General features: G+C 63.0%; 13 protein-coding genes, 1 other RNA gene and 1 pseudogene. 8 read left to right on the forward strand and 7 right to left on the reverse strand.

All coding sequences use genetic code 11. The features are described from left to right. Positions 1 to 40 precede the first annotated feature (40 nt). The 5 genes and pseudogenes from recR to ffs all read right to left on the reverse strand — a co-directional run bounded on the left by recR (position 41) and on the right by ffs (position 3,973). On the reverse strand, positions 41 to 646 hold the full coding sequence (gene recR / locus ACCO56_RS17380; RefSeq protein WP_433642058.1) for a recombination mediator RecR: 606 nt from the start codon (positions 644 to 646) through the stop codon (positions 41 to 43). A 308-nt stretch (positions 647 to 954) separates the two neighbouring features. Next, positions 955 to 1,456: pseudogene (locus ACCO56_RS17385) on the reverse strand (cell wall hydrolase); the annotation flags it as partial. 105 nt (positions 1,457 to 1,561) lie between these two features. Further along, the gene (locus ACCO56_RS17390; RefSeq protein WP_433642059.1) at positions 1,562 to 1,885 is read right to left on the reverse strand and encodes a YbaB/EbfC family nucleoid-associated protein; all 324 of its coding nucleotides are present in this window, start codon (positions 1,883 to 1,885) and stop codon (positions 1,562 to 1,564) included. Positions 1,886 to 1,945: 60 nt separating this feature from the next. After that, positions 1,946 to 3,760: a DNA polymerase III subunit gamma/tau gene (locus ACCO56_RS17395; RefSeq protein ID WP_433642060.1), complete on the reverse strand. Its 1,815-nt coding sequence runs from the start codon at positions 3,758 to 3,760 to the stop codon at positions 1,946 to 1,948. A gap of 116 nt (positions 3,761 to 3,876) precedes the next feature. Further along, an RNA gene (gene ffs / locus ACCO56_RS17400) (signal recognition particle sRNA small type) lies at positions 3,877 to 3,973 on the reverse strand. 265 nt (positions 3,974 to 4,238) lie between these two features. Here ffs and ACCO56_RS17405 point away from each other — a divergent pair. Beyond that, the gene (locus tag ACCO56_RS17405; RefSeq protein ID WP_433642061.1) at positions 4,239 to 4,658 is read left to right on the forward strand and encodes an HIT domain-containing protein; all 420 of its coding nucleotides are present in this window, start codon (positions 4,239 to 4,241) and stop codon (positions 4,656 to 4,658) included. A 19-nt stretch (positions 4,659 to 4,677) separates the two neighbouring features. Beyond that, the gene (gene nudC / locus ACCO56_RS17410) at positions 4,678 to 5,619 is read left to right on the forward strand and encodes an NAD(+) diphosphatase (RefSeq protein ID WP_433642062.1); all 942 of its coding nucleotides are present in this window, start codon (positions 4,678 to 4,680) and stop codon (positions 5,617 to 5,619) included. Positions 5,620 to 5,637: 18 nt separating this feature from the next. Here the strand turns inward: nudC and ACCO56_RS17415 are convergent, their stop codons facing one another. Both ACCO56_RS17415 and ACCO56_RS17420 read right to left on the reverse strand, forming a co-directional pair. After that, positions 5,638 to 6,504 (reverse strand): prephenate dehydratase, encoded by an 867-nt coding sequence (locus tag ACCO56_RS17415; protein WP_433642063.1) that lies wholly within the window; start codon positions 6,502 to 6,504, stop codon positions 5,638 to 5,640. 2 nt (positions 6,505 to 6,506) lie between these two features. Beyond that, positions 6,507 to 7,244 carry a 3-deoxy-manno-octulosonate cytidylyltransferase gene (locus ACCO56_RS17420; protein ID WP_433642064.1) on the reverse strand — a complete coding sequence of 246 codons (738 nt, stop codon included), beginning with the start codon at positions 7,242 to 7,244 and terminating at the stop codon, positions 6,507 to 6,509. Positions 7,245 to 7,428: 184 nt separating this feature from the next. Here ACCO56_RS17420 and ACCO56_RS17425 point away from each other — a divergent pair, with 184 nt between their 5' ends. From ACCO56_RS17425 to ACCO56_RS17450, 6 genes are all read left to right on the forward strand, one after another. Further along, complete coding sequence (locus tag ACCO56_RS17425) at positions 7,429 to 8,115, forward strand: c-type cytochrome (RefSeq protein ID WP_433642065.1); 687 nt, start codon at positions 7,429 to 7,431, stop codon at positions 8,113 to 8,115. A 158-nt stretch (positions 8,116 to 8,273) separates the two neighbouring features. Then, positions 8,274 to 10,154: an extracellular solute-binding protein gene (locus ACCO56_RS17430; protein ID WP_433642066.1), complete on the forward strand. Its 1,881-nt coding sequence runs from the start codon at positions 8,274 to 8,276 to the stop codon at positions 10,152 to 10,154. 354 nt (positions 10,155 to 10,508) lie between these two features. Next, positions 10,509 to 12,386, forward strand: a complete 1,878-nt coding sequence (locus tag ACCO56_RS17435) for an extracellular solute-binding protein (RefSeq protein WP_433642067.1) — start codon at positions 10,509 to 10,511, stop codon at positions 12,384 to 12,386. 54 nt (positions 12,387 to 12,440) lie between these two features. Next, positions 12,441 to 13,547: a microcin C ABC transporter permease YejB gene (locus tag ACCO56_RS17440; protein ID WP_433642068.1), complete on the forward strand. Its 1,107-nt coding sequence runs from the start codon at positions 12,441 to 12,443 to the stop codon at positions 13,545 to 13,547. Next, on the forward strand, positions 13,547 to 14,698 hold the full coding sequence (locus tag ACCO56_RS17445) for an ABC transporter permease (protein WP_433642069.1): 1,152 nt from the start codon (positions 13,547 to 13,549) through the stop codon (positions 14,696 to 14,698). The genes ACCO56_RS17440 and ACCO56_RS17445 overlap by 1 nt, the downstream gene beginning before the upstream one ends. Beyond that, on the forward strand, positions 14,695 to 16,332 hold the full coding sequence (locus ACCO56_RS17450; RefSeq protein ID WP_433642070.1) for an ABC transporter ATP-binding protein: 1,638 nt from the start codon (positions 14,695 to 14,697) through the stop codon (positions 16,330 to 16,332). The genes ACCO56_RS17445 and ACCO56_RS17450 overlap by 4 nt, the downstream gene beginning before the upstream one ends. The last annotated feature ends 1 nt before the right edge of the window (position 16,333 follow it).

A 16,333-nucleotide genomic window follows, 5' to 3' on the forward strand; every position in this document is an offset into this window, starting at 1 on the left:
CTGAATTTGGTCCATTCCACCCCCTTGGAGGCCAATTGCGTCAAAACGCGGTTCGCGACTTGAGCGCCGCCGCCAGCGTGCCTTCGTCGAGATAGTCGAGCTCGCCGCCGACAGGCACGCCATGGGCAAGCCGTGTCACCTTCACGTCGAAGCCATCGAGCTGGTCGGTGAGATAATGCGCCGTGGTCTGGCCTTCGACAGTGGCGTTGACGGCCAGGATCACCTCCCTCACCCCGCCCTCGGCGATGCGCGACACCAGACCCTTGATGTTGAGGTCGTCGGGCCCGATGCCGTCCAGCGGCGACAAAGTGCCGCCGAGCACGTGGTATCTGGCGTTCATCGCCCCTGCCCGCTCCAGCGCCCAGAGGTCGGCGACATCCTCCACCACGATTATCGTCGCAGGATCGCGACGCGGATCGGAGCATATCGTGCAGGGGTCGATGGTATCGACATTGCCGCAGGTCGAGCAGACCCGGACCTTTTCCACCGCCTCCCTCATGGCCACGGAAAGCGGCACCAGGAGCTGTTCCTTCTTCTTGATGAGATGGAGGGCGGCGCGCCGCGCCGAACGCGGCCCCAGCCCAGGCACCTTGGCCAGGAGCTGGATCAGGCGTTCGATCTCGGGGCCGGCGATTCGTTTAGACATGCGAGGGATTTAAGGCCTAAGCACGCGCCGGAAAAGTGCCCCACGGTTTCCAGCAGGAAAACGTGCGGCTTCCCCTTACTATGGACGGCTCTGACCGGCGATCAGCGCGCCGATGGCGTCGGCATCCTCCTGACTTGCCTCGAAGGACATCACGGGCTGTTCGGCCTCGGCGACCTCGATGGATTTGCGCGGTCCGTCCGGGCGAACGGAAGCAACCACCGTCTTGTCAATGTCGGGCTTTGCCTTGTCTGAATCAGGCTTCGCCGTCGCCACGGCAACCGAAGGTTCCTCCGGCGGCAAGGCCACCTTCCCCCTGCTCCGCTTCTCGTAGAAGGCATTGCCGCCAGCGACGAGGACGTAATGCATGTTCTTGTAGGGGAACTTCAGTCCGGCCTGGTGGAAGAACATGGCATTCTTCACCTTGGGGTGACGCTCCCCCTTGAGAACCGCGTCGGCCGCTTCCTGGACGTCCGGCAGGGCTTTCGAATTCATGGGACGGCTCAGCACTCCGGGGGCGAACTGCCCCTTTTCGCCGACCACCTTGCAGACGGTGTCCCCGTGGCGCTTCGACCTCAACCGGTTCATCACGACCGTACCGACCGCGACCAAGCCATCACGGCTGGAGCGCTTGGACTCGAAAAACATGGCTCGCGCCATGCATTCGCGATCTTTCATGGAATAGCCGTAGGAACGCTTGCTGGACGTGTGCGCGGCACTGGTCAAGGCGCCGGTCTGGCTGCAGGCACTCAGGAGGAACGAAGAAATCACGACGCCCAGCATTGCGGGCGTCGACCATTGGTCGGCGAACAACAATGTCCCCTCACTCTTGCTGCCGCCACGTCCCCACGTTGCAGCCAGAGAATGAGGATCAATCCGGCAAAAAGATGGCTATGTCGCCGTGCCGCTCCGACGAAATCAGAAAGGCAGCTTCATGCCGGGAGGAATCGGCAGACCGGCCGTGAGCTCCTTTGTCTTTTCCTGCATGGCCGCTTCGACCTTGCCCTTGGCATCGTTGTGCGCGGCCAGAACGAGGTCTTCGAGGATCTCGGCTTCGTCGCTCTTGAGCAGGGACGGGTCGATTTCCAGTTTGGTCATCTCGAACTTGCCCGTCAGCGTAACCTTGACCAGGCCGCCACCGGACTGGCCGGTCGCTTCCAACGCTGCGATTTCCTCCTGCATGGCCTGGAATTTCGCCTGCATTTCCTTGGCCTTGCCCATCAGGCCCAGAAGATCCTTCATCGTCTCGTCTCCGTCTTGGGCGCCGGCGTCCGACGGGAACACCGGGGCTGAACAATTCAACTAGAATAGGTCGTCGTCGTCATCGTCGCCCACCGCGCCGGGCGGCAACTCGGTTCCCTCGGCCTCGACTTCCGGCGCGTCGGGAATGCGCACGTCGATGATCTTGGCACCCGGGAATTTGGCCAGGATCGCGGCCACCGTCGGGTCGCTCCTGGCGTCGAGAATGGCATTCTCGCGCTTCGAGGCCTCGATCTCCGAAATCGTCTGGCCGCCTTCCTCGCGGGACAGCGAAACCAGCCAGTTCCGCCCTGTCCATGCCTTGAGCTTCACCGTCAGGTCGCCGAGCAGGGTCTTGGGCGCCTCGCTGGTGAGATTGACATCCAGCCGGCCGGGCTCGACCTTCACGAGACGGACGCAGCGCCGGACCAGGACCTTCAAGGTCATGTCGCGATGCTTGTCGGCCAGATCGGCAATGTCGGCCAAAGAGTTGATAGGAACGGTATCGACCTCGGGCATGGTAGGAACTGCCGCCGGAACGGCCTGCGTTCCACCCTGGACAAGCCGCATGGTCGGGCTTCCGCTGGGGCCCTGTGGCATGTGGGACTGGGCGACTGCACTGGTCCCATTGCCGGATTGGGGCGCGGCTCCGCCGAGCGAGGGACGACCGCCGCCATTGCCGGAGGGCTGGAGCGTCATGCCGTCGAGCGTCTTCAGAGCCTCGTCGAGCGTCGGCAGCGTGGCTGCATGGGCGATGCGGATCAACACCATCTCGCCGGCGCTGACCGGCCGATTCGAACCCTGGACCTCGGGGATGCCCTTGAGCAGCATCTGCCAGGCACGCGACAGCACGCGCACCGAAAGCGACTGCGAGAAGGCGAGGCCGCGCTGCCGCTCGCTCTCGGTCAGGGAAGCATCGCTGGCCGCCGAGGGTATGAATTTCAGCCGGGTCACCAGATGATTGAATTCGGCGAGATCGGTAAGCACGGTGGCAGGATCGGCGCCGGTGTCGTATTGCGCCCTGAACTCGGTGAGCGCAGCGGCCGCATCACCCTTCATGAGATGCTCGAAAAGATCGATCACGCGGCCGCGGTCGCCGAGACCAAGCATCATGCGCACGGCCTCGGCCGTCACGCCGCCGCCACCATGGGCGATCGCCTGGTCGAAGATGGACAGCGAATCGCGCACAGAGCCTTCAGCCGCCCGCGCCACCATGGCGAGCGCCTCGTCCTCTACCGCCACATCCTCGAGCGCCGCGATCTTGCGCAGATGGTCGGTCAGGACACCGGCGTCGACGCGACGCAAGTCGAAGCGTTGGCAGCGCGACAGGATGGTGATCGGAACCTTGCGGATCTCCGTCGTGGCGAAGATGAACTTCACATGCGGCGGCGGCTCCTCGAGCGTCTTCAGCAGGCCGTTGAAGGCCTGGGTGGAGAGCATGTGCACTTCGTCGATGATGTACACCTTGTACCGCGCCGACACCGGTGCGTAGCGCACCTGCTCGATGATCTCGCGGATGTCGTCGATACCCGTATGGGAAGCGGCATCCATCTCGATCACGTCGACGTGGCGGCCTTCCATGATGGCCTGGCAATGCTCGCCGGGCACGGAAAGGTCGACCGAAGGCTGATCGATCTCGGCCGTCTTGTAATTCAGGGCGCGAGCCAGAATGCGCGCCGTGGTCGTCTTGCCGACGCCGCGGACGCCAGTCAGCATCCAGGCCTGCGCGATGCGTCCGGAAGAAAAAGCATTGGTGAGGGTACGAACCATCGGCTCCTGGCCGATGAGGCTGGTGAAGTCGGCCGGACGGTATTTGCGGGCGAGCACGCGGTAGGCGCCACCGGCTTTGGCTTTCAGATCGTTTCCGCCTTCGCTCATCCGCCTTTGTCGCTCCCTTGCGCTCATCCCGGCGCCATCTCTCACGAGTGAATTTCGCCCGCGCCGCGACGCGCCGTCAACCCGGACAAGCTATAGCAGGAACGAATGACGGGGAGGTGGGAGGCTGGAACAATGACCCGGTCCGGGCTCGTTAGGGCTGCTTCCTTCCGGACCTGACCCGGTTGGCGAGTGGATCGTCCACCACCAACCTCCCGGGCCCCATATCGGCAATCCAGGCTCGAATTGCAACCCCGCCGGAAATCTCGACGGTATTTTAAGACGACAAACGTACCAAGGAACCACTTGCGGGCAGGTAATGGCCGCTCTAGCGTAGATTCCAGGACCGGATGCGGAATTGCGTCCAACCCGTCGAGGGGGCCGGCTTCCCGCCTGCCTGCTTCCAGAAACGGCATTGGCGGTCTCCCGGTACGAATGAATAGCAGGCAAACTCTGGCGCAGGGACATGAAGGAAACGCCGATGATGCCGGTTCTGACGACCGGATTCGCGCTCGATGCGCGGCTCGAGGCCGACAGCGAGCCCATCATGTGGCTTGGCCTGTGTGAATTGCGGCTGATGAACGATTGCCGCTGGCCTTGGGTACTCCTGGTGCCGCAGCGGCCGGGCGCCGAGGAGATTCACGAATTGACGCCTCTCGATCAAGCCATGCTCACCTTCGAGACCAACATGGTGGCCCAGGCGTTGAAGAGGGTCACCGGCTGCACCAAGATCAACAGTGGCGCGCTTGGCAATATCGTTCGCCAACTTCACGTTCATGTCGTCGCCCGTTCGGAAGGCGACCCCGGCTGGCCGGGCCCGGTATGGGGCCATGGCGTTCGCAAGCCCTATCGCCGCGAAGACCTCCACCTTTTTTCCGAACGACTTCGGCAGGCACTGTGAAATTCCAGAGCATTTTCCAATGATATTTTCTCTTTTCGACGCGCCGCCGCTCGAACCCAGCCAGTTCGTCGGCTTTGCCGGCAACAGGATCGACCGCCAGTCGGAAACCCGCGGCGACGATTCCGCGGAGAAGGCCCTTGCCGACCCGTCCGCCAGGCTCCTGCTGGTTACAGGCGGACGCATCTGCCTGAAGCTCAATGGCGGCGGCTTCGACCCCTATCACGACATAGCGGAAAGCGAGGCGCTCGCGGCGAGGCTCGATCAGGCCGTTTTGCTCGGCTGGTCGGCCAGCGGGCCATTGCTCGCCGCACCCGCCGGCATCGACCTCGAACTCCTGCCGGAGGGGATCAAGGCGATCGACTATCGCTCGGTCAACATGCAGGGACTGCTCGACCAGGACGGGCTGGGCGCGCTGGCACAGGCCGGCGCATTGATGGCCTGGCACGCCAGCCACCGTTTTTGCGGCAAATGCGGCTCGCCGACCGAAATGCGCGCCGGCGGCTACAAACGGGTGTGCTCGGGATGCGGCAGCGAGCATTTCCCGCGCACCGACCCCGTCGCCATCATGCTCGCCGTCACGCCCGATCGTTGCGTTCTCGGCCGCAGCCCGCATTTCGCTCCGGGCATGTATTCGGCGCTTGCCGGTTTCATCGAGCCCGGAGAGACGATCGAGAACGCCGTCCGCCGCGAGGTCCATGAGGAATCGGGCATCCGGCTGGGCCGTGTCGTCTATCATGCGAGCCAGCCCTGGCCGTTTCCCTACTCGCTGATGATCGGGTGCTTCGGCGAGGCGCTGAACGAAGATCTGCGCTACGATTCCAGGGAACTGGAGGATTGCCGCTGGTTCACCCGGCGCGAGGTGCTCGACATTCTTGCCGGCTCCTCGACAAGCGGCATCTTCGTCCCTCCCAGGGCCGCGATCGCCCATCACCTGATTCGCGCCTGGGCCGAGAGCGGCTGAGCCGCACCCGACTGTCTCTCAGTCGTCGTCGGTCTGGGTATCCCGGAACGGATGCGCCTCGTAGACCCCGAGGATGCGGACCTCGCGCGAGAAGAAGCGCAACTCCTTCAGCGCCTGGGCGACATTGACATCGTCGGGATGGCCCTCGATATCGGCGTAGAACTGGCTCGAAAAGAACTTGCCGCCGAGCTGATAGCTCTCCAGCTTGGTCATGTTGACGCCGTTGGTGGCGAACCCGCCCATGGCCTTGTAAAGCGCGGCGGGGATGTTGTGCACCCGGAACACGAAGGTGGTCATCACCCGCTTGGGGGTGTCGATGCGCGGCGCCCAGGATTCGGTCTTCGACAGCACGACGAAACGTGTGACATTGTTGTCCGTGTCCTCGACGTTCTCCGCCACGATGTCCAGCCCGTAGAGAGAAGCCGCAAGCCGGGGAGCGAGCGCCGCATTGTGCGGGTCGCCCTCTTCCGCCACAACACGTGCCGCGCCCGCCGTGTCGCCGGCAACCATCGGTTTCCAGCGGTGCCTGCGGATGACCTTGCGGCATTGGCCGAGCGCGTGGATGTGGCTGTAGACGGATTTTATGTCCTCGATTTTGCGTCCGGGCAGCACCATCAACTGGAAATGGATGGGCAGGAAATACTCGCCGACGATATGCAGGCGCGATTCAGGCAGGAGGTGATGGATGTCGGCCACGCGGCCCGCGATCGTGTTCTCGATCGGGATCATGGCGAGATCGGCCTTGCCCGTCTCCACCGCGTTGAAGGCATCCTCGAAGGTCGGACAGGGGAGAGGCTCCATGTCTGGATAGACATTGCGGCAAGCCGTGTCAGAATTGGCGCCGGGCTCGCCCTGGAAGGATATTCTGTTTGTTTTCGGCGGCATATTCAGTCCTGTCGAGGTGAGAGTATTTCCCGGGCGCGTTCCAGATCGTCAGGCGTATCGACGCCCAGCGGCATCGACCGGACGATTTCGGCGTCGATGCGCATGCCTGCTTCCAACGCCCTGAGCTGTTCGAGGCTTTCGCGCTTCTCCAGCACGGAGGGCTCGAGCGACACGAAGCGCTCCAGCGCTGCGCGCCGATAGGCATAAAGGCCGATATGGTGATAGAGCGGCCCCTCTCCCCAGGGCGCTGTCGCGCGCGTGAAGTAGAGCGCGTGGAGCCGGGAATCCGAAACCGGGGAGCCGACGATCTTGACGACGTTGGGGTTGGTTCTTTCCTCCTCGCGCAGGATCTCCACACCAAGCGTCGCGATGTCGACGGCCGGGTTTTCGAGTGGCGCCAGCGCGGCACGGATCGTCCGAGGTTCGATCGTCGGCAGGTCGCCTTGGACATTGACCACGATGTCGACGCGGCCTTCGGGATCGAGCTTGCCCAGCGCCTCGAAAATGCGGTCCGAGCCGGACCGGTGATCGGCGCGAGTCAATACGGCTTCGAAACCTTCCGCGCGCACCGCTTCGGCCACTGCCTCCGTGTCGGTCGCCACCACGACCCTGCCGAGCCCGCTCTCGGCCGCGCGGGTCGCGACATGCACGATCATCGGCCGGCCGGCAATGTCGGCGAGCGGCTTGCCCGGCAGGCGGGTCGAGGCCATCCGGGCCGGAACGAGGATGAGAACGGACATTTGGCGGCTCGACAAAAGAGGCTGGCTGGTGGTGGCAAAAGGTCTCACTGGATGGGCCCTTATATGTGTTGCAAGGGGGAAGCAAAAGACCTAGTTTCCCGCGCGATTTGAACGGCTTCGGCCGGCAATGGAATCTGTACGGCGCGGCGCGGCCTGCGGCGGGGGAAAGGGAGCCTCAGGGCGAATGGACTCTTTTGAATTCAACAAGGTGATCGGGGCGCTGCTGGCGACCGTTTTCGTCGTTTTCTCGGTCAGCATCGTTTCGGATTCGATCTTTGCAACCCCGCATCCGGAAAAGCCGGGCTTCACCATCGAGGCAGCGGAAGAAGAAGCCGGCGGCGGAGCCGCGGCCGAAGCGCCGGCCGAGGAGCCGATCGCGGTGCTGCTCGCCAAAGCCGATCCGGCAGCCGGCCAGGCCGTGTTCAAGAAGTGCGCCGCCTGCCATACCGACGACAAGAGCGGCGCCAACAAGGTCGGCCCGAATCTCTGGAACATCGTGAACCGCCCGATCGCCTCGCATGAAGGCTTCTCCTACTCGGCGGCCATGAAGGAGTTCGCCCAGGGCGGTTCGGTCGTCTGGGATTATGAGCACCTCAACCATTTCCTCGCCTCGCCGAAGGGCTACATCAAGGGAACGGCGATGGGCTTCGCCGGCGTCAAGAAGGCGGACGAGCGTGCCAACCTCATCGCCTATCTGCGCACAACGGCCGACAGCCCGGCGCCGCTTCCCGAGGCCGACGCGGCTCCAGCTCCTAGCGACGCCTCTGCCCCGGCCGAGGGCGGGGCCCCGGCTGAAAATGGTGCGGCTCCTGCAGAAGGCGCTGCACCGGCTGAAGACGGAGCACCCGCACAGCCGGCACCGGCACAATGACAAAAATGTAATCCTGAAAATCACGAAAAAGCCGGGTTCTGCCCGGCTTTTTTGTTAGAGATTCCCTTCGCTGCGGGTTCCCATGCCTTATGTTCCCATGGCAAGCGGATTGTCTAAACTGAAGGCGCGAAGCCAACCACCAGCGCGGAGGATTTGGAATGAGAGGACGAGCGAGACGAATTCTCCGCAGGACGGGACTCGCCACGATAATGCTCGGCTTCGGGCTTGTGGCCGCGTCGGCGGATGAATGGCGTACCGTCTCGTCGCTGATCGGCTCGTCCAAATACGAGAACGGGTTCGAGCGCTACGACTATGTGAACCCAAACGCCCCCAAGGGCGGCACGCTCAATTCCACAGTGATGGGCACCTTCGACAGTTTCAACCCTTTCATACCGCGCGGCACGCCGGCGGCGGGATTTGCAGAGCTCGGGGGCGGCCTGCTTTATGAGACGCTGATGAGCCAGGCGCTGGACGAGCCGGGCACAAGCCATCCGCTGATCGCCGAAGCATTCCAGTACCCCGAGGACTATTCCTCGGCCACTTATCGAATCGACCCCAGAGCGCGCTGGCATGACGGCAAGCCGATCACGGCGGAAGACGTCGTCTGGTCGCTGCAGGTGCTGAAAGCCAACAGCCCGATGTACAATCGTTATTTCCACAACGTCACCGAGGCGATGGCGCTGTCGGAGCGGGAAGTGCAGTTCAAGTTCGACCAGAAGGGCAACCGCGAGCTGCCCCATATCATGGGCGACCTTGCCGTGCTCCCGAAACATTGGTGGGAAGGCACGGATGCCTCCGGCAAAAAACGCGACATCACGCAGCCCACGCTCGAGCCGCCGCTGGGCTCAGGCGCCTACAAGGTCGAGAGCTTCAAGCCCGGTTCCGAAATCGTCTGGAGCCGCGTGCCCGACTATTGGGCGGCAAACCTGCCGGTCAATGTCGGCCGGCAGAACTTCGATCGGCGCCGCTACGTCTATTTCCAGGACGACAACGCAAACTGGCAGGCTTTCACCAAGGGCGGCTACAACGACATCAGGGCGGAGAACAGCGCGAGACGCTGGGCGACCGAATACAACTTCCCCGCCTTCACGGCCGGCGACGTCAAGAAACACGAATTCGAGCAGACCGCGGGCGAGCCAATGCAGGGTTTCGTGCTGAACCTGCGCCGGCCGCAATTCCAGGACCGGCGCGTGCGCGAGGCGCTCACCTATGCCTTCGACTTCGAGAGCATGAACCGGACGCTCTTCTACGGACTTTACACTCGCACCAACAGCTATTTCCAAGGTGGTCCGCTGGCCTCCAGCGGCCTGCCGGAGGGCAAGGAGCTGGAAATCCTCGAACAATACAGGGACAAGCTGCCGCCGGAACTGTTTACGCAGGAATTCAAGCTGCCCGTCTTCGACAGCCCCCAGGCGACCCGCGCCAATCTCCGCAAGGCGCTCGATCTCTTCAAGCAGGCCGGCTGGACGAACCAAGGCGGCAAGCTCGTCAACGAAAAGGGCGAGCAGTTCCGGATCGAGTTCCTCGGCCGCGATCCGAGCGACGAGCGGATCACCGGCCCGTTCATGGATAATCTGCGCAAGCTCGGCATCAATGCGACGCTGCGCATCGTCGACACCAGCCAGTACATCAATCGGGTGCGGAGCTTCGACTTCGACAGCGTCACCGACGTGATGATGCAGTCCCAATCGCCCGGCAACGAGCAGCGCGATTTCTGGAGCAGCGCCGCCGCCGATATCGAGGGCTCTCGAAACCTGATCGGGATCAAGGACCCGGTCGTCGACGCCCTGGTGGACCGCGTCGTCTTCGCGAGGGATCGCGACGACCTGATCGCCGCCACGCACGCGCTGGATCGGGTTCTCCTCTGGAACTTCTACGTCGTTCCGCAATATCACAACCCGGTCGCGTGGATCGCTTATTGGGACAAGTTCGGCGTCCCGGAGAAGCAACCGAGTTATATCGGGGCGGATATCGATTCCTGGTGGATCGACAAGGACAAGGAAGCGGCGCTCGCCGCCAAGTACAAGAGCACCAATTGATCGCGGAGGCTCGAATCGCCAGCTCGGATAGAACCTTGCAGCATCCGTGTCCGGCGCGCCCCCCATTCCCGCGCCGGGCCAGCCTGTGCGTAATGATCGACCGTTCTCGCCGGCCCCTCACTGTCCTGCCGGACATCTCTCCCCGCAAAGTTGCGGGGAGAGAGACGCCGGCAGAACGGGTTTCGCAAATCGGAAACGTTGACGATTGGCGAAAGTGGAGACGACAGCAGCCTTCTCCCCGTTTTTCACGGGGAGAAGTGGCCGGCAGGCCGATGAGGGGCGGCATCGCCGATCGATCGCTATCGCCCCAGCAGGTCATGCGGGCATATGTTAGTCTGCACGAAGGAACGGCCGGTGAGACGAGGAAATAGTATATCGCGCCGCGAGTTGCTGGCTCTTGGCGGCGCCGCCGCGGCAGCCACCCTGCTTCCCGAAAGGGGTTTCACCGCCAGTTCGACCGGGGCGCCGCTCCACGGCCTATCGGCCTTTGGCGACCTGAAATACGCGCCGGATTTCACGCATTTCGACTATGTGAACCCCGATGCGCCGAAAGGCGGAACGTTCAATTTCTCGGTCCCCAACTGGGTATTCAACCAGAACCCGCTCACCTTCAACACGCTCAATTTCCTGGTGCCGCGCGGCGACGCGCCGCCGCGCATGGAGATGTGCTTCGATTCTCTCATGGTGCGCGCGCTCGACGAGCCCGACGCCATTTACGGGCTGCTCGCCGAAAGCATCGTCGTCTCTGAAGACAGCAACAGCTTCACCTTCCGGCTGCGGCCCGAGGCCCGTTTCCATGACGGCTCGCCGCTGACCGCCGAGGACGTCGCCTTTTCCTTCAACCTCTACAAGGAGAAAGGGCACCCGAGCCTGCTCCTTTCCTTGCGTCAGATGACGAAGGCGACCGCCGAGGACAACCACACGTTTCGCCTCGGCTTCTCGGGCAAGCAATCGGCGCGAACCATTCTCGACATCGCCCTGTTCCCGGTCGTCTCCAAGGCGTTCTTCTCGGCGAACCCGTTCGACGGCAGCCAGTTGAACGCTCCGCTCGGCTCCGGTCCCTACAAGGTCGGGCTCGTGCGCGCCGGTCAGACCATAGAATACGAACGCGTGGCGGATTATTGGGGACGCGACCTCCCGGTCAATCGCGGGTCCTATAACTTCGACCGGATCCGCATCGACTTCTACCGCGACCGGCAAGCGGGCTTTGAAGCCTTCAAGAAGGGCGACGTGACATTCCGGCAGGAATTCACCTCGCGGACCTGGGCGACTGGCTACGATTTCCCGGCTCTGGCGCAAGGCAAGGTCATCAAGCGCGAGTTCCCGGGCGACCTGCGTCCAAGCATGCAGGCCCATGCAGTCAACCAACGCCGGGAGCGTTTTCGCGACCAGAGGGTGCGTCAGGCGATAGCGCTCTGCTTCGACTTCGAATGGACGAATCGCAACCTGTTTTATGATTCTTATAAGCGCTCGGATTCGCTCTTCGAACGATCCCCCTATCGCGCCGAAGGGCCGCCATCGCCCGGGGAACTCGCCTTGCTCGAGCCCTTCCGGGAGGACATACCGGAAGCGGCTTTCGGGGAAGCCGTCACGCAACCCAAATCGGACGGCTCTGGGCGCGACCGCAAATTGCTCGGCAAGGCGCTCAAGCTCCTTTCCGAAGCCGGCTGGCAACGCAAGAACGGCATGCTCGAGAACGGCAAGGGCGAAAGGCTCACGGCTGAAATCCTCGTGCAGGACGAAGGTTTCATCCGCGTCGATACCCCCTGGGTGGAGAACATGCGCGCGATCGGCATCGATGCCTCGATCCGCATGGTGGACGCCGCGCAATACCAGGCCCGGCAGAACGATTTCGATTTCGATCTGATTGCGATCGCCTTGTCCTTTACGCCGACACCGACGCGAGAGGAGCTCGAGAACCTTCTCCATTCACGGTCCGCCGCCCTGCCGGGCTCCAGGAATCTGCCGGGCACGGCCAGTCCGGCCGTCGACGCTCTCGTCGAGGCGGTCGGCAACGCCCAGGACAGGACCGAGCTGACGACGGCGATGCTTGCGCTCGATCGCGTCTTGCGCGCCCGATGGGACTGGATTCCAAGTTACCATTCCCCGAATCACCGGGCGGCCTTTTGGGACATGTTCGGCTTCAAGGAGCCCAAGCCGGATTTCGGCTTCCCGGTGGAGGCGCTTTGGTGGTTCGATGAAGCGAAGGCGAAGGCAATTGGCAAAGGCTGACGGGCGGCCCGCAATCAGGGCGATCAAGACGTTCGACAGGGGAGACAGCTTCTGATGGGCGCCTATATTCTCCGGCGCATCCTGCTGATGATCCCGACACTGCTCGGTATTCTCGCGGTCTCCTTCGCCGTCATCCAGTTCGCGCCGGGCGGCCCGGTCGAGCAGGTCATCGCCAAGATCACCGGGCAGGGCGGCGATGCCGCCGGCCGGCTCACAGGCGGTGGGGCGGATCTCGGCGGCACCGGCGGCAACTTCGAGCCGGGCAGCGAAATCTCCTCGAAATATCGCGGCGCGCAGGGCTTGGACCCCGAATTCATCGCGCAGCTCGAGAAGCAGTTCGGCTTCGACAGGCCGCCGCTCGAACGCTTCTTCAAGATGGTCTGGGATTATGCCCGCTTCGATTTCGGCGAGAGCTTCTTCCGCGACATTTCGGTGATCGATCTCATTATCGAGAAGATGCCGGTGTCGATTTCCATCGGCCTGTGGATCACGCTGCTCTCCTATCTGATCTCCATTCCCCTGGGGATTCGCAAGGCCGTTCACGACGGCTCGGCCTTCGACGTCTGGACAAGCGCGGTGGTCATCGTCGGCTACGCCATTCCCGGCTTCCTTTTCGCCATCCTTCTGATGGTGCTGTTCGCCGGAGGTTCGTTCTGGGACTGGTTCCCGCTGCGCGGCCTGACGTCCGACAATTGGGACCAGCTTTCATTGTGGGGCAAGATCGTCGATTACTTCTGGCATCTCACCCTGCCGCTGACGGCAATGGTGCTTTCGGCCTTCGCGACGACCACGCTGCTCACCAAGAACTCGTTCCTCGACGAGATCCGCAAGCAATATGTCACCACGGCCCGCGCTAAGGGGCTTTCCGAGCGGCAGGTGCTCTACGGGCATGTCTTCCGCAACGCGATGCTGATCGTGATCGCGGGTTTTCCCGGAGCCTTCATCTCGGCCTTCTTCACCGGATCGCTGCTCATAGAGAACATCTTCTCGCTCGACGGGCTCGGCCTGCTCGGCTTCCGTTCGGTGCTCGATCGCGATTATCCCGTGGTCTTCGCCAATCTCTACATTTTCGCGCTCATCGGCCTGATCGTCAGCCTGATCTCGGATCTGACCTATACCTGGATCGACCCGCGCATCGATTTCGAGCGGAGGGATGTCTGATGGCGCATGCCCTTCAGAAGGCCGGAACGGACAGTCAGGGCAAAACGCCCGCGAAGCCCTGGCTGTCGCCGCTCAACCAGCGGCGCTGGCGCAACTTCAAGGCCAACCGCCGCGGTTACTGGTCGCTCTGGATTTTCCTCGTCCTTTTCATCCTGTCGCTTTTCGCCGAATTCGTCGCCAACGACCGTCCGATCCTTGCCTCCTACAAGGGCGAGATCCTGTTTCCGACTGTCATCGACTATCCCGAGGAGAAGTTCGGCGGGTTTTACGCGGTAACGGACTATCGCGATCCAGTCATCCGGGATGAGATCGAGGCCAATGGTTGGCTGATATGGCCGCCGATCCGCTACTCCTATCGCACCGTCAACAACGAGATCCCGGAAGCGGCGCCGGCCAGGCCGTCCTGGATGTACCCCATCGAACAGCGCTGCCAGCGCTACCCGCTAGGGGCTGCCGATCCGGACTGCACGATAGGCAACTGGAACTGGCTCGGCACCGACGATCAGGCCCGCGACGTTCTCGCCCGCGTCATCTACGGCTTCCGCATCTCAGTCCTGTTCGGCCTCGTGCTGACGATCGCCTCGGCGGTCGTCGGGGTGTCGGCCGGCGCCGTGCAGGGCTATTTCGGCGGTTGGACCGACCTGCTCTTCCAGCGCTTTATCGAGATCTGGTCGGCAATCCCCGTGCTCTACCTGCTGCTGATCATCTCCGCCGTGCTGCCGCCCGGCTTCTTCATTCTGCTGGGCATCATGCTGCTTTTCTCCTGGACCGCCTTCGTGGGGGTGGTCAGGGCCGAGTTCCTGCGTGCCCGCAATTTCGAGTATGTGAATGCGGCGCGCGCGCTCGGCGTGCCCAACCGCACCATCATGTACCGACACCTCCTGCCCAACGCGATGGTGGCGACGCTCACTTTCCTTCCGTTCATTCTGAACGGCTCCATCACCACCCTCACCTCGCTCGATTTCCTCGGCTTCGGCCTGCCTCCCGGCTCGCCCTCGCTGGGCGAGTTGCTCAAGCAAGGACAGCGCAATCTCAACGCCCCATGGCTGGGCCTTTCCGGCTTCATCGTGATTTCGCTGATGCTGTCATTGCTGATTTTCATCGGCGAGGCGACCCGTGACGCCTTCGATCCCCGCAGGACGTTCAAATGAGAAACGGCGCCTCTCCCCTGCTTTCCGTGCGCGACCTCACCGTAGCCTTCACCCAGGGAGGCGAGACAAGCACTGCCGTCGACCATATCTCCTTCGAGATCGGGCGCGGCGAGACCGTCGCCCTGGTGGGCGAGTCCGGATCGGGCAAATCGGTGTCCGCTCTCTCGGTGCTGAAGCTCCTTCCCTACCCGCCTGCGAGCCACCCTTCCGGCGAGATCCTCTTCGACGGCCAGGACCTGCTCGCCAAGGACGAGAAGGAACTGCGCCGGGTGCGCGGCAACAAGATCACGATGATCTTCCAGGAGCCGATGACCTCGCTCAATCCGCTCCACACCATCGACCAGCAGATCGGCGAGGTCTTGAGAATCCACCAGGGCATGGGCGAGCGCCGTGCGCGTGAACGCACGCTGGACCTGCTTCACCAGGTCGGCATTCGCGATCCGGAGAAACGGCTCGACGCCTATCCCCATCAACTCTCCGGCGGTCAGCGTCAGCGCGTGATGATCGCCATGTCGCTCGCCAATGAACCCGAACTGCTCATCGCCGATGAGCCGACGACCGCGCTCGACGTGACCGTGCAGGCCCAGATCCTGGAGCTCCTCGCCCAACTCAAGGCGAAGAGGGGCATGTCGATGCTGTTCATCACCCATGATCTCGGTATCGTGCGCAAGATCGCGGACCGCGTCTGCGTGATGACGCGCGGCAAGATCGTGGAAAGCGGGCCGACGAAGGAGATCTTCGAACGTCCACAGCACGACTACACCCGGCATCTCCTGGCGGCCGAGCCTAAAGGCCGCCCACCGGTTGCCGACGTTTCGGCCAAAACTGTGATGGAGGGAGACCAGATCAAGGTCTGGTTCCCCATCAAACAGGGCTTCTTCCGCCGCACCGTCGACCATGTGAAGGCCGTCGACGGTATCGACGTGACGGTCCGCGCCGGCCAGACGCTCGGCGTTGTCGGAGAATCCGGCTCGGGCAAGACGACGCTCGGCCTGGCGCTCTGCCGCATGATCTCCTCGCAGGGCCGCATCCATTTCAACGGCCGCGACATAGACAAGCTTTCCTTCAACGCCATGCGTCCGCTCAGGAACGAGCTGCAGATCGTCTTTCAGGATCCGTTCGGCTCGCTCAGCCCGCGCATGTCGGTGAGCGAAATCATCCAGGAAGGACTGGCGATCCACGAGCCGAAACTGGCGCCCGAGCAGCGTGAGCAGCGCGTCGTCGACGTCCTCCGCGAAGTCGGTCTCGATCCGGACACGCGTCACCGTTATCCACACGAGTTTTCGGGCGGCCAGCGCCAGCGTATCGCCATCGCCCGCGCGATGGTGCTCAGCCCGCGCTTCGTGATGCTGGACGAGCCGACATCGGCGCTGGACATGAGCGTGCAGGCGCAGGTCGTCGATCTCCTGCGCGACCTCCAGGCCAAGCATAATCTGGCCTATCTGTTCATCAGCCACGACCTGAAGGTGGTGCGCGCGCTCGCCAACGAGGTCATCGTGATGCGCAACGGCAGGGTCATCGAGCACGGCCCGTCGGAGCAGATCTTCGAGCGGCCGCAATCCGAATACACGCGCGCCCTGATCTCGGCGGCGTTCCGCATGGAAACGGCGCCCGAAGGCGCGGTCAGTCAATAAG

The sequence above is a fragment of the Mesorhizobium sp. 1B3 genome (genome assembly GCF_050958605.1).
In the GTDB taxonomy this organism is placed as follows: Bacteria; Pseudomonadota; Alphaproteobacteria; order Rhizobiales; family Rhizobiaceae.